This is a genomic window from Burkholderia sp. S-53, assembly GCF_025560745.1.
GTDB classification, from domain to species: Bacteria; Pseudomonadota; Gammaproteobacteria; order Burkholderiales; family Burkholderiaceae; genus Burkholderia; species Burkholderia pyrrocinia.
Genome location: NZ_CP090482.1, coordinates 729803 through 743778, shown reverse-complemented (window position 1 = coordinate 743778; position 13976 = coordinate 729803). Strand labels below are relative to the sequence as shown.

Genomic DNA, 13976 nt, shown 5'->3' with positions numbered 1-13976 from the left:
CGCGTCAGTCCGGCTCGACCCATGCGGCCACGTCGACCGCACCGAGTTCCGGGCGGCCGAGCACGAAGCTCGCGCCGGCCGGCGCGGGCAGCGTGCACGGCGTGTCACCGTAGTTCAACGCGAACACGACACGCCCGCGCCGGCGCAATCGCAGGCCGTCGGGCAGCGCCGCCACGGGCAATCCGGCGTCGCGTGCGCAGCGGCCGACGATCGCACGCAACAGCGCGCGATCGAAGCACGCGGTCGCCATCGTCACGTGAGCGCGCCGCACCAGCGCGGGCACGCCGTCGTCGAACGCCGCGAGCACGTCGATTCCGGCTACCGCGTCCGTGTCGACGTGATCGCGCCATTTCACCGCGTGTCCTTCCACGCCGTCGAATGCGACACGCGGCGCGAGCGACGGCCGCAACGATTCGACCTGCGCGATCCGCACTGGCAACACGTCGCGCAGCTTGCCGGGCGCCAGGCCCGGCACGATCGCGAAGTCGGCCGTGCGCGAACCCGTGCGCGGCCCGAACAGCCAGTGCGGGCCGCTGCCGGCGACCTGCTCGACGACACGGTCCGGGACAACCGGCAGCGTCGGCGCAACGACCAGCGCATAGCGCGACACGTCGGCATCGGCCGCGACGATGTCGACGTCGAGCCCCAGTTCGCGCAGCGCGCGATACCAGTCGAACGCGTGCTGTTGATAGTCGAAATCGACGCCGTGCGGCTGGATCCGGATCATCCAGTCGGCCTCGTAGTCGAACAGCAGCGCAACGCGTGCCGGAGCGGCCGTGCCCTCGACGAGCGTGCGGTCGAACGCGGCAAGCTCGCGGGCAACGCGCGCCGCTTCATGTCCGCCCTGCGACAGCCGGTCGTCGGGTGCATTCAGGCCCGAATGCAGTTGTTCCTGCGCGTGCGGATACTGCCGCCAGCGGAAATACGACACCAGCTCCGCGCCGTGCGCGAACGCTTCCCACGTCCACAGCCGCACCGCGCCGGCATGCGGTACCGGGTTGTGCGGCCCCCAGTTGACGGGCCCCGCCTGTTGCTCCATCACCCACATCCGGCCGTTGCCGACCCCGCGATACAGGTCGTGCGAGAACGCCGACACGTCCGGGTGGCCCGTGCGGGCCCAGCGATGCTTGTCCTGCTCGTCGAGCGGCAGCACTTCGGTGCGCGGCACCGGATAGCTGTCCCACGCGGCGACATCGAGGCCACTGCGCGCGAACGCGTAGTGATCGAATTCGGTGAAAAAGCCCATGAAGTTGTGCAGCACGTCGCGCCCCGGCGCGTGCGCACGGATCGCATCGACCTGCACCGCATGAAAGCGCGCAACCTCGTCCGACTGAAAACGCCGGAAGTCGAGCAGGTGCGCGGGATTCGCGTCGGTCGGCGTATGGCGCGGCAGTTCGATCTCGTCGAAGCCGCGATATTCCATGCTCCAGAACACGTTGCCCCACGCGCGGTTCAACGCGCCGACATCGCCGTAGCGCGCGGCGAGCCACGCGCGAAAACCCGTCAGCGCCGCGCGCGTGTAGCTCGGCAGCGTGTTGTGGCAGCCGAGTTCGTTGTCGGTCTGCCACGCGATCACGGCCGGATGCGTGCCGTAGCGCCGCGCCATCGCGTCGGCGATCCGCACGCAGTGATCTCGATAGACGGGGCTGGAGATATCGTAGTGGCGACGCGATCCGAACTGCCGGGCGGCGCCGTCCGCGCCGACCGGCAGGATCTCCGGATGACGGTCGACGAGCCATTTCGGCGGCGCCGCGGTCGGCGTGCCGAGCGCGATCTTCAGGTGCTGGCGCGCGAGCGTGTCGATCGCTTCGTCGAGCCACGCCCAGTCGTAGCGGCCCGGCTCCGGCTCCATCCGGCTCCACGCGAATTCGGCGATCCGCACGCGGGTCAGGCCGAGTTCGGCCATCCGCCGCGCGTCGCGATCCCATTGTTCGCGCGGCCAGTGTTCGGGGTAGTAGCAAACGCCGAGGTGCATCGTGGATTCCTGGCAGGAAGAGGAAGGGTTGGACGGATTCAGCCTTTTGTCGCGCCGAACGTGAGCCCCGCGACGAAGTGCTTCTGCATCGCGAAGAACATCGCGACCGACGGCAGCGCGGCGAGCACCGAACCGGCCGACACGAGGTTCCATGCGGTGGTCCACTGCCCCTTGAGCGCGGCGACGCCGACGGTGATCGGCGCCGCATCGTCGCCTTGCGTGAGGCACAACGCCCAGAAGTAGTCGTTCCACACGAACGTGAACACGAGGACCGCGAGCGCCGCGAGCGCCGGCCGCACGAGCGGCAGCACGACGCGCCAGTAGATCGTCCACTCGGACGCACCCTCGACGCGCGCGGCTTCGATCAGCTCGAACGGCAGCTCGCGGATGAAGTTGCGCAGGAACAGCGTGCAGAACCCGGTCTGAAACGCGGTATGGAACAACACGAGCGCCCACACGGTGTTGTAGAGCCCGATGCCGAGCATGATCTGGCGCACCGGAATCATCAGGATCTGGATCGGCACGAAATTGCCGGCGACGAACAGCCCGAGCAGCACGACGTTGCCGCGGAACCGGTAGTTCGCGAGCGCATGGCCTGCAAGCGACGCGAGCAGGATCGATGCGGCGACCGACGGCAGCGTGATCAGCATGCTGTTCGCGAAGTAGTGGAGCATCGGCGTCTGCGTGAGCGCAGCGCCGTAGTTGTCGACGAATGCGAACTGCTTCGGCCAGCCCCAGTAGTTGCCGGCCATGACCTCGTCGGTCGAACGAACCGACGTGGCGAGCACCGCGAGCAGCGGCACGAGCCACAGCACGAGCGCGCACGGCAGCGACAGGCGGTACAGCCAGCGGGACGAACGCCCCCAGCGTGATACGGGCATCGGGTACATGAATCGTAATCCTTATGATTCGACGCGCACCAGCTTGCGCAGCTGCCACACGATATAGACGAGCATGATCGCGAACAGCACCACCGCGATCGCGGCCGAATAGCCTTCGCGGTAATACTTGATCGCCTGGTCGACCATGAAATACGCGAGCACGGTCGAGCTGTCGAACGGGCCGCCGCCCGTCATCACGGAGATCAGGTCGAAGCTGCGCAGCGCGCCGATCACGGTCAGCACCACCGCCATGAAGGTCGCGGGGCGCAACTGCGGCAGGATCACGTGCCACAGCAGCGTGAAGCCGCGCGCGCCTTCCATCCGTGCGGCCTCGACGATTTCGCTGTTGATGCCCGTGAGCCCGGTCAGGTAGAGGATCATGCAGAACGGGATCTGCGGCCACAGCGCCGCGACGATCACACCGTAGGTCGCGTAGCGCGGATCGCCGAGCACCGGGATGCCGTGCCCGACGATCAGCTTCAGCAGCCCGAACGTCGGGTCGTAGAACCACGAGAACACCAGGCCGACGACGACGCCCGGCAGCACGAACGGCGCGAAGAACAGCGACTTCACGAGCCGGATCCCGAACACGTTCTGGTTCAGGTACAGCGCGAGCGCGAGGCCGAGCGGCGGTGCGGCGAGGAACAGCGCGAGCCACAGCACGTTGTTCTTCAGCGCGACGTAGAACGTGTCGGACTGCAGCAGCTCGCGATAGTTGTCGAGCCCCGCATAAGTCATCGGCGTCATCCCGTCCCAGTGATGGAAGCTCAGCCAGATGCTGCTGACGATCGGATACAGCACGAACACGGTGAAGAGCGCGAAACCCGGCAGCACGAACAGCAGTGCGGCACGGTTGCGCCGGCGCGCAAGCGACGCGCGCGCATGCCGCTGCGGGCCGGCGTCGCGACGCGCGACGCCTTCGGACAGGCTGGTTGACATGATGTGACCTTCGACGAAACGAACATGACGACGACAACGGAGCGCCGGACCGGCCGGGGCCGATCCGGTCGGCACGCTACTTCCGGTAGATTCGCTTGCGGGTCTGTTCGAGGCGCTGGAGGACCGCGTCGAGTTGCGTCGGGTCGGACAGGAACTGCTGCATCGCCTTCATCCCCTCGTCCGCCATTTCCTTCGTCATGTCGCGGTCGTAGAACTGCGCGATGCCGCCCTGCGTCGTGGCCAGCGTGTGGAAGCCGATCTTCGAGATCGGGTCCTGCGGCTCGGGCGCCCGGTTGTTCGACGGCAACTGACCCATGCCCTTCGCAAACTCGCCGTTGATCGCAGGCTGCCCGATGAACGCGAGCAGGCGGCGCGCGTCCGCCTTGTTGTGCGCCTTGGCCGGGACGACCATCACGTTGACCGGGCCGTCCTCCGCGAGCGGCACCGACGCATCGATCACCGGGAAACGGAAAAAGCCGATCGGGTTGTGCGTCGCGCTCAGCAGGCCCGCCGAATACCAGGTGCCCATCAGCGTCATCGCGGCCTGACCGTTGACGATCAGCGGGCTCAGCGCATCGACGTCGTAGGACAACGCGTTGTCGATGAAGTACTTGTCGTCGATCAGCTTCTTCCACGCCGCGTACACGGCACGCACGCGCGGATCGGTATAAGCGACGTCGCCCGCCATCAGCTTCTGGTGGAACGCGTAGCCGTTGATCCGCAGGTCGAGGTAGTCGAACCATGCGGCAAGCGTCCACGCATCGCGCGCGGCCACCGCGATCGGCGCAATGCCTGCCGCCTTCAGCTTGCGGCATGCGTCGAGAAACTGCGGCCAGTCGGCCGGTTCGCCGTGAATGCCCGCCTTCTCGAACAGGTCCTTGCGGTAGAACAGGCCATAGGCGTCGTAACCGAGCGGCAGGCTGTAGACCTTGCCACCGTAAGTCGACGACTGCTTCACGGCCGCATACGTATCGTTCCAGCCGTTCTTCTGCCAGTCCTGACCCAGATCCTCGATCAGCCCGCGCTTCGCGAAATAGGCGAGCCGCTCGCCGTTGTTCCAGCTCAGCACGTCGGGCGGATCGGTCGCGAGCCAGCCGGACATCTGCACCTTGTACGCCTCCTCGGCGACGTAGCTGACCTTCAGGTCGATGTCCGGATTCGCGTTGCGGAACTGGTCGAACACCGCTTGCCACGTCGCGCGCTGGTTGCCGCGCGAAGCTACGTTCACCTTGAGCGTGCCCGCGTCGACCGTACCCGCCGTCAGCGCGGCGGCGGTCGTCAGGGCAAGCAGCAGTCGGCTCGCACGAAATCTCATCGTTGTCTCCTGGTATTGGTGTGATGGATGCCGCGTCGCGCGCGGCGGATCGGCGCCGCGCCGCTACGCGAACATCGCCTCGGCACGAACGGCCGGCACTGCGATGCCGGCCTCGTCGAACAGGTGGCAACACGACGGCGGCACGCGAAACGCATGGCGCTCGCCGCGCCGCAGCGTGGCCTGCCCCGGCAGCTTCGCGAGCAGCGGCACGCCGCCGGGGTGGTCGAGATGCACGTAGGCGGCCTCGCCGAGTTGCTCGACCAGCACGACATCGCGCACGATCGCGGGCAGCCCGGCGTCGCCGGCCGGGCCGGCGGACAGATGCTCGGGACGGATGCCGAGCGTCATGCGCGCGCCGGGGCCGATGCCGGACGGCAACGGACGGTCGTGCAACGTCAGCACCTCGTCCGTGCCGTCGACGCGCAGGCGGCATCCGTGTGCATCGCTCGATACGACGGCCGCCGGCAGGAAGTTCATTCGCGGCGAGCCGATGAAGCCGGCGACGAAGCGGTTGGCCGGCCGGTGATACAACTCGAGCGGCGCCCCCGCCTGTGCAATGCTGCCGAAGCGCGCGACGTCGTCGCCCGCGTGCAGCAGCACGATCCGGTCGGCCAGCGTCATCGCCTCGATCTGGTCGTGCGTCACGTAGACGGAGCTGGATTGCGTGAAGCGCGCATGCAGCCGCGCAATCTCGACACGCGTCTGCCCGCGCAGCGTCGCGTCGAGATTCGACAGCGGCTCGTCGAACAGGAATACGCGCGGCTCGCGCACGATCGCGCGGCCGATCGCGACGCGCTGCCGCTGGCCGCCCGACAGCGCCTTCGGCTTGCGCTCGAGCAGCGCGTCGAGCTGCAGCACGCGCGCGGCCTCGGTCACGCGGCGGCGGATCTCGTCCTTCGGCGTGCCGGCGATGCGCAACCCGAAGCCGATGTTGTCGAACACGGTCATGTGCGGAAACAGCGCATAGCTCTGGAACACCATCGCGACGCCGCGCTCGGCGGGCGGCGTGTCGTTCATGCGTGCGCCGCCGATCCGCAGTTCGCCTTCACTCACGTCCTCGAGCCCTGCGATCATCCGCAACAACGTGGATTTGCCGCAGCCCGACGGACCGAGAAACACGCAGAACTCGTGCGACGCGATCTCGAGGTTCACGTTGCGCAGCACCGGCGCATGGTCGCCGTAGCGCTTCGAGACATCCTTCAATGAAATGGCGGTCATCGCGCCCTCCTCTCCTGAATCACGCGCGTCGAATCGGAAAATTTAAACGCTTAAATTTTGATGGCGCGATTGGCCCGGTTCGCCGTAGCATGTCGTCTCCTTCATGTGATGTGTCGAGAAATTAGCGTATCGCCTGTCCCTGCGCAACTTGTGGGACGCACTCCCAGAATATGAGCAAAAACACCTGTACTTCGCCCTTCCCGCACGACGCTGCCCGACCGGCCGGGGGCCGCGCATGGTGACGCTCGCGGAAGTCGCGCGACGCGCGAACGTCACCGCGGCGACGGTCTCGAACGTGTTACGGAATCCTCAAAAAGTGAAGCCGGCAACCGTCGAACGCGTGATGGCGGCGATTCGCGAACTCGGCTATCGCCCGAACCTCACCGCGCGTGCACTCGCCGAGGGCCGCACGTCGACGCTCGCGCTGATGCTGTCGAACATCACGAACCCGTTCTATCCGGAGTTCGTGCTCGCCGCCGAATGCGAGGCGCGCAAGCGCGGCCATTACCTGCTGGTGTCCAACACCCACGACGACCCGGCGATCACGCGCAACTACCTGGAGCGGATCGCCGGCACGCTTGCGGCCGGCGTGATCGTGATGAACACCGATCTCGCCGAGGCCGAACTTGCCGACATCGCGCGCCATGGCGCGGCGATCGTGCTGTGCATGTGGGAGCACGTGCATGCGTCGCACACACTGCCCTGCGTAACCGTCGATTTCGCAGCGGCGGGCGCGCTCGCCGCCGCGCACCTGTCCGGGCTGCGGCATCGCTCGTTCGGCGCAATCGTCGGCAAGGGTTCGGGCGGCCTGCAATCGATGCGGCTGCGCGGCTTCACCGACGAACTCGCGGCTCGCGGCCATGCGCCGGACGAGGTGACGACCGTGTCCGCATACGATTCGATCGAGGACGGCTACGAGGCGGCCGCCGCGCTGCTGCGCGCGAAGCCCGTCCTCACCGCGCTGTTCGCGACCAACGACCTGATGGCGATCGGCGCGATGCAGGCGGCGGCCGATCTGGGCCGGCGCGTGCCGGACGACCTGTCGATCGTCGGCATGACCGATATCCAGCTCGCCCACCAGTTCCGCCCCGCGCTGACGACGGTCCGATTCCCGAAATCATTGGTCGCCGAGCGCGCGATCGCGCTGACACTCGACATGATCGACGGAATCGAGCCGACCGCGACCGTGCATACGATCGGTGCGCCGGAGCTCGTCGTGCGCGAGTCGACCACTACGGCGCCGGCTCGATGATCGGCGGACGGGCGCGCTGAATGCGGGCCCGCCGTTTCCTCCATCAACCCCGCACCCGCCGCATCCTCAGCGTCGCCGACGGCGACTCCCCGAACGCCCGCTTGTACTCGATCGCGAAGCGCCCGAGGTGCGCGAAGCCCCATTTCAGCGCGATGTCGGTGACCGACGCGAGCCCCGGCGTATCGTCGGCCTGCAGCTCCTCGCGCACATGTTGCAGCCGCAACTGCCGCACGAAGCCCATCGGCGTGATTCCGTGGCGATTGCGGAAGCCGGCGAACAGCGTGCTCGGGCTGACACCGGCGAGCTCGGCGAGCCGTTCGATCGTCAGCGGCTCGTCGACATGCGCACGGATGTATTCCTCGACACGCCGCACGTAGAACGGCGCGAGCGCCATCGGCAGGTGCCGCGTGCCGTTGCGCGCGCTGTTCGGCTGGCCGTGCAGCAGCAGGTTGAGCAACGTCGATTCGAGCTGCTCGAACGCGAGCGGGTGACGCAGCGGATGCGTATCCGTCGCGATCGCGCCGGCGAGGATCGGCAGCATCTGGGCGAGACACGTCCCCTGCTGCGACGACAAGCTGAATTCCGGTTCGAATTCGACCGGCGCGCGCCGGTCGTCGCCGAAATGCCGCTGCGCGTGGCGCTCCATCACCTCGCGCTCGATGCGCAGGATGACTTGCGGGCATGCATCGCCCCACCGCATCTTGAGCGACAGCGTCGGCGAAATCAGCGACGCGGTGCCCGGCGACGACACGAAGCGCGTCGCGCCGCACTCGATTTCGGCATCGCCGCGCAGCGGGATCTGCAACAGGAAGAAGTGCTCGAGCGGCCCCGGCTCGATGCTGACGCCGCCGCCGTAATCGAGCAGGTTCAACGACAGGTTGCCCCAGCGCGCGTGATGCATGCAGCTGTGCAGCGCGCGCGACTGGCCGGTCGGCGTGAGCCGGTGCGGCTTGAACACGTCGGCGACGCGTGCGCGCACCTCGTCGACATCGTCCGACTGCAGCATCAGGTTGCCGTGATTGAAACAGGCGGCGTCGGCAAGCCAGCCGGTTTCGGAAAATTGCGCCATCGAAGTTCTCCCGTCATGCTCGATCGCACTCGCGCCGTGCATGCGTTCCCGGTATTGGGGAATCCCGTTGCACGATCCGGATAGCGCCCGGAGTATCCGGACAGTCCGGCCATCGGAACACGCAAGTCCCGCGCAAACGACGCAAGAATCGGACCGTTCGCGCATCGTAGAAAACTGTGCGGGGCTGCCGTATCCGCACATACCCGCAGTCGGCCGCGCGCCCGCCCACGCGCGGCGGCCGGATCGTCAGGTTTCCGGAATTCGCGGATACCGGCCGAAGAAAGCGGATAGAAGCGCACGTTTCGTCCGCCAATACTGGGCCCGTCACTGATACGAACAGCATGGAGGGACAGATGAAAGGACGTCACATCGAGATTCCGTCGCCGGACGGCGGAACGTTTCGCGGCTACCTGAGCACGCCGGCCGGCGGCAACGGGCCGGGCATCGTGCTGTGTCACGAGATCTTCGGCGCGAACGCGACGATGCGGGCAACGGCCGACTACTATGCGGAGGAAGGCTATACGGTGCTCGTGCCCGACCTGTTCTGGCGCCAGTCGCCGGGGATCGAGCTCGGCTACGCCGCGGCCGATGCCGAGCGCGCGATGGCGCTGTATCGCGAATTCGACGAGGACAAGGGCGTCGAGGACATCGGCGCCGCGCTGTGCGTGCTCACGCAACGGCCGGAATGCACGGGCGAAGCCGGCGTGCTCGGCTACTGCCTCGGCGGCAAGCTCGCGTATCTCGCCGCGTGCCGGCTGCCCGGCGTGGCCGCCGCGGTCAGCTATTACGGCGTCGGCATCGAGCACGCGCTGGACGAGGCCGCGCACCTGCGCGGGCGGCTCGTGCTGCAGATCGCGGGGCAGGACCGCTTCTGCCCGCCCGACGCGCAGCAGCGTATCGCCGACGCGCTGTCCGGGCGCGACGGCGTCGAAGTGTATGTCTATCCGGGCGTCGATCATGCGTTCGCGCGCATCGGCGGCGACCATTTCGACAAGGCCGCCGCGATCATCGCGCATCAGCGATCGATCGCCGCGTTCCGCGCCGCGCTCGGCCCGCACTACGACCTCTCCGCGCTGTGGGAGACCCATATCCGGCATGAATTCGACACGCGCAACGTCGACGCGACGATGGCCACGATGGTCGCCGAACCGTACGTCAACCATATTCCGACGCTGACGGGCGGTGTCGGCTACGACGAGCTCAAGCGCTTCTACACGCATCACTTCGTGCATGCGAATCCGCCCGACACCACGATCACGCCGATCTCGCGCACGGTCGGCGCGAACCAGATCGTCGACGAGCTGCTGTTCTGCTTCACGCACACCACCGAGATCGACTGGATGCTGCCGGGCGTCGCGCCGACCGGCAAGCGCGTCGAGATCCCGCTCGTCGCGATCGTGAAGTTTCGCGGCGACAAGCTCTACCACGAACACATCTATTGGGATCAGGCGAGCGTGCTCGTGCAGGTCGGCCTGCTCGATCCGGCCGGCCTGCCGGTCGCAGGCGTCGAAACGGCCCGCAAGCTGCTCGACGAGACCGTGCCGTCGAACGGCCTGATGCGCCGCTGGCAGGACAGCGAGCCGTCGACGGGCGCGCGTTGACGCGGCCCTTTCCTCACCTAACGATAGATACCGGGAGATACCCCATGACTGCCCTTGCTGGCAAAGTCGCGATCGTCACCGGCGGCGCCACGCTGATCGGCGCCGCGGTCGCGCAGGACCTGGCCCGCGCCGGCGCGTGCGTCGCGATCCTCGATCTCGATACGGAGAACGGCGCGCGCGTCGCCGATTCGCTCGGCGAACGTGCGATGTTCGTCGCGATCGACATCACCGACGACCGCGCGATCGAGCGCGCGGTATCGGCGATCGCCGAACAGTTCGGCGCGATCGACGTGCTGGTCAACCTCGCGTGCAGCTACGTCGATAACGGCATCCACGCGACCCGCAACGACTGGCTCGCCGCGATGGACGTGAACGTCGTGTCGGCGGCGATGCTGGCGAAGGCCGTTCACCCGCACATGGTCCGGCGCGGCGGCGGCGCGATCGTGAACTTCAGCTCGATCTCGGCCCAGTGCGCGCAAACCGGCCGCTGGCTGTATCCGACGTCCAAGGCGGCGATCCGCCAGCTCACGCGCAGCATGGCGATGGATCTCGCGCCCGACCGCATTCGCGTCAACTCGGTGTCGCCGGGGTGGACGTGGTCGCGCGTAATGGACGAGATGACGCACGGCGACCGCGCGAAGACCGATCGCGTCGCCGCGCCGTTCCACCTGCTCGGCCGTGTCGGCGATCCGTCGGAGGTCGCGCAGGTCGTGACGTTCCTGTGCAGCGACGCGGCGAGTTTCGTGACGGGCGCCGACTACGCGGTGGACGGCGGCTATGCCGCGATGGGCCCCGAACAGGCGGTGCCGGCCATTCCGCGCCTGGCGGAATGACCGCCCGCCGCCGCTCCCCGCAACCATTCCGGCCGGAATCCGGCCACCCGAGGACACTCTCATGAGACGCATCGCTATCGTCGGCGCCGGCCAGTCCGGCCTGCAACTCGCCTTCGCCCTGCTCGACCAGGGCTACCACGTCACGCTCGCGACCAACCGCGACGCAGAGCAGATCCGCGCCGGCAAGGTCATGTCGAGCCAGTGCATGTTCCATACCGCGCTGCAGATCGAGCGCGATCTCGGCCTGAACATGTGGGAGGAAGCGTGCCCGTCCGTCGAAGGCATCGGCATCGCGGTGCCGCACCCGGACGGCAACGGCCGCAAGGCGATCGACTGGTCGTCGCGGCTGACCCGCTATGCGCAGTCCGTCGACCAGCGCGTGAAGATGGCCGACTGGCTCGAAGGCGTTCAGCGCCGCGGCGCGGACGTGCGCATCTGCGACGTCGGCGTGCCCGAACTCGAGGAACTGGCACGCAGCCACGATCTCGTGCTGCTCGCGGCCGGCAAGGGCGAGATCGTCAACCTGCTCGGCCGCGACGACGCGCGCAGCGCGTTCGACCGCCCGCAACGCGCGCTGGCCCTCACCTACGTGAAAGGGATGACGCCGAGCCAGCCGTATTCGCGCGTGCGCTTCAACCTGCTGCCCGGCATCGGCGAGTACTTCGTGTTCCCCGCGCTGACCACGACGGGCCCGTGCGAAATCATGGTGTTCGAAGGCATTCCGGGCGGCCCGCTCGACTGCTGGGCCGACGTGAAGACGCCCGAGCAGCATCTCGACAGGGGCCTGTCGTTCCTGCAGCAGTATGTGCCGTGGGAATTCGAGCGCTGCCGCGACGTCGAGCTCACCGATCCGAACGGCACGCTGTCCGGGCGCTTTACGCCGACGGTGCGCAAGCCGTTCTTCCGGCTTCCGTCGGGCCGCACGATCTTCGGGATGGCCGACGCGGTGGTGGTCAACGATCCGATCACCGGGCAAGGATCGAACAACGCCGCGAAATGCGCGAACGCCTATTTCGACGCGATCGTCGCGCGCGATGCCGCGCCGTTCGGCGAGGACTGGATGCAGCAGACGTTCGAAGGCTACTGGGCCTACGCGCAGCATGTCGTGCGCTGGACCAACTCGCTGCTCACGCCGCCGCCGCCGCACATTCTCGAACTGCTCGGCGCGGCCGGTCAGCTGCCGTCGCTCGCCGCCGAACTCGTCGACGGCTTCGACGATCCGCGCCGGTTCTCGCCGTGGTGGTTCGAGCCGTCGGCGTGCGCGGCGCTGATCCGCGAACACAGTACGCGTTCGGAGTAACCGACATGGAAACGACCGTTACCTGCAGCCCAACCCTCGACCCGAAGCAGTTGCGTGCCGCGTTCGGGCAGTTCCCGACCGGCGTCACCGTGATCACCACGTGCGCGGCAGACGGGCGCAAGGTGGGCCTCACCGCCAATTCGTTCTCGTCGCTGTCGCTGGATCCGCCGCTCGTGCTGTGGAGCCTGCGCAAGGTCGCGCCGAGCCGGCCGGATTTCGTCGCGGCCACCCACTTCGCGATCAATATCCTCGCGCACGACCAGATCGACCTGTCGCGCCGCTTCGCGACGCCCTGCGTCGACAAGTTCGACGGCGTGCTTCACGTGGATTCGGACAGCGGCGGCGTGCCCTGCCTCGACGGCGCGAGCGCGCGCTTCGTGTGCCGCAACGTCGGTCATTACGAAGGCGGCGATCACCTGCTCTTCATCGGCGAGATCGAGCAGTTCGACGCGTTCGGCAAGGCGCCGCTGGTGTTCCACGCCGGCCAGTATCGTGCGATCGCCGATCACCCCGATCTTTCACGCGCCATTTGATTAGTTATACAAATAAATATCCAGGAGGTGGTGAACATGAAATTCGGCTCTCGCCTGCTCGTCGTCGCAGGCCTCGCGATCGCCGGCATGGCCGGTCACGCGCCGGCCAACGCGGCCGACCTGCCGCCGGTCAACCTCGGCATGACCAGTTTCCTCGACGGGATGCCGCCGGCCGGCTCCGGCTGGTACGGCACGCAGTACCTGCAGTACTACACGGCCGGCCGCATCAACGACAATGCCGGCAACAAGGTCGGCCTGCCGAAGCAGGACATCGACCTGTTCGCGGGCTTGAGCCAGCTCGTCTATCAGTCGCCGCTGACGTTCGCCGGGATGCATCCGGGCGTCGACGTGATCCTGCCGTGGATCGCGTCCGCGCGTACCGACGACGGCATCGGCAACGTCGCGCTGAATGCGCGGGCCGGTTTCGGCGACCTGCTGATCGGTCCGTTCATCCAGTTCGACCCGGTGATGGGCGCACAGGGCCCGCGCTTCGCGCAGCGCGTGGAATTCCAGTTCATCGCACCGACCGGCGCGTACGATCCGTCGCGCGCGATCAACCCGGGCAGTCATTTCTGGTCGTTCGACCCGTACTGGGCGGCGACGCTGTGGCTGACGCCGAAATGGACCGTGTCGTGGCGCCTGCACTATCTGTGGAACGCGACCAACCATCAGCCGGCCACGTCGCTCGGCCCCGACGTGACGTCGACCCAGGCCGGCCAGGCGATCCATGCGAACTTCGCGACCGAGTATGAAGTGCGCCCGGGCCTGCGGCTGGGGCTCAACGGCTACTGGCTGCGCCAGACCACCGACATGAAGGAAAACGGCCAGGATGTGCCCGGCACGCGCGAGGCCGTGCTGGCGATCGGCCCGGGCGCCATGTATAGCTTCTCGCCGCACGATCACCTGCTGTTCAACACGTACTTCGAGGTCCACGCGCGCAACCGGCCGCAGGGGACGCGGATGGTGCTGCGTTATGTGCATCACTTCCAGTGATGCACGCGACCCGATGAACGGGCCGTATCGTTATCATCAGACGAAAGCAATGCGTGCTGCCGGCATG

At 67.4% G+C, this 13976-nt stretch carries 12 protein-coding genes; 6 read left to right on the top strand and 6 right to left on the bottom strand.

Features of this window, described 5'->3' with window-relative positions; genetic code table 11:
• Nucleotides 1-4: 4 nt before the first annotated feature.
• The 5 genes from LXM88_RS03020 to LXM88_RS03000 form a co-directional block, all read right to left on the bottom strand.
• Nucleotides 5-1975: a beta-galactosidase gene (locus LXM88_RS03020; RefSeq protein WP_262530461.1), complete on the bottom strand. Its 1971-nt coding sequence runs from the start codon at nt 1973-1975 to the stop codon at nt 5-7.
• Nucleotides 1976-2013: 38 nt separating this feature from the next.
• On the bottom strand, nt 2014-2865 hold the full coding sequence (locus LXM88_RS03015) for a carbohydrate ABC transporter permease (protein WP_262530460.1): 852 nt from the start codon (nt 2863-2865) through the stop codon (nt 2014-2016).
• A 12-nt stretch (nt 2866-2877) separates the two neighbouring features.
• Nucleotides 2878-3795 (bottom strand): carbohydrate ABC transporter permease, encoded by a 918-nt coding sequence (locus LXM88_RS03010; protein ID WP_262530459.1) that lies wholly within the window; start codon nt 3793-3795, stop codon nt 2878-2880.
• Between the two features lie 76 nt (nt 3796-3871).
• On the bottom strand, nt 3872-5110 hold the full coding sequence (locus LXM88_RS03005; protein WP_262530458.1) for an ABC transporter substrate-binding protein: 1239 nt from the start codon (nt 5108-5110) through the stop codon (nt 3872-3874).
• Nucleotides 5111-5173: 63 nt separating this feature from the next.
• Entirely contained in the window at nt 5174-6328 is a 1155-nt protein-coding gene (locus LXM88_RS03000) for an ABC transporter ATP-binding protein (protein WP_262530457.1), read from the bottom strand.
• 235 nt (nt 6329-6563) lie between these two features.
• On the opposite strand from LXM88_RS03000, the gene LXM88_RS02995 reads away from it, so the two are divergent.
• On the top strand, nt 6564-7580 hold the full coding sequence (locus tag LXM88_RS02995) for a LacI family DNA-binding transcriptional regulator (protein WP_262530456.1): 1017 nt from the start codon (nt 6564-6566) through the stop codon (nt 7578-7580).
• Nucleotides 7581-7623: 43 nt separating this feature from the next.
• Here LXM88_RS02995 and LXM88_RS02990 read toward each other — a convergent pair whose 3' ends face one another.
• On the bottom strand, nt 7624-8649 hold the full coding sequence (locus LXM88_RS02990) for an AraC family transcriptional regulator (protein ID WP_262530455.1): 1026 nt from the start codon (nt 8647-8649) through the stop codon (nt 7624-7626).
• A 353-nt stretch (nt 8650-9002) separates the two neighbouring features.
• On the opposite strand from LXM88_RS02990, the gene LXM88_RS02985 reads away from it, so the two are divergent.
• From LXM88_RS02985 to LXM88_RS02965, 5 genes are all read left to right on the top strand, one after another.
• On the top strand, nt 9003-10250 hold the full coding sequence (locus LXM88_RS02985) for a dienelactone hydrolase family protein (RefSeq protein ID WP_262530454.1): 1248 nt from the start codon (nt 9003-9005) through the stop codon (nt 10248-10250).
• A 44-nt stretch (nt 10251-10294) separates the two neighbouring features.
• On the top strand, nt 10295-11083 hold the full coding sequence (locus LXM88_RS02980) for an SDR family oxidoreductase (RefSeq protein WP_262530453.1): 789 nt from the start codon (nt 10295-10297) through the stop codon (nt 11081-11083).
• A 61-nt stretch (nt 11084-11144) separates the two neighbouring features.
• Nucleotides 11145-12383: a styrene monooxygenase/indole monooxygenase family protein gene (locus LXM88_RS02975; protein WP_262530452.1), complete on the top strand. Its 1239-nt coding sequence runs from the start codon at nt 11145-11147 to the stop codon at nt 12381-12383.
• Nucleotides 12384-12388: 5 nt separating this feature from the next.
• A complete protein-coding gene (locus LXM88_RS02970; RefSeq protein WP_262530451.1) occupies nt 12389-12916 on the top strand; it encodes a flavin reductase family protein in 528 nt (175 codons plus the stop codon).
• 36 nt (nt 12917-12952) lie between these two features.
• On the top strand, nt 12953-13909 hold the full coding sequence (locus LXM88_RS02965; RefSeq protein ID WP_262530450.1) for a SphA family protein: 957 nt from the start codon (nt 12953-12955) through the stop codon (nt 13907-13909).
• The last annotated feature ends 67 nt before the right edge of the window (nt 13910-13976 follow it).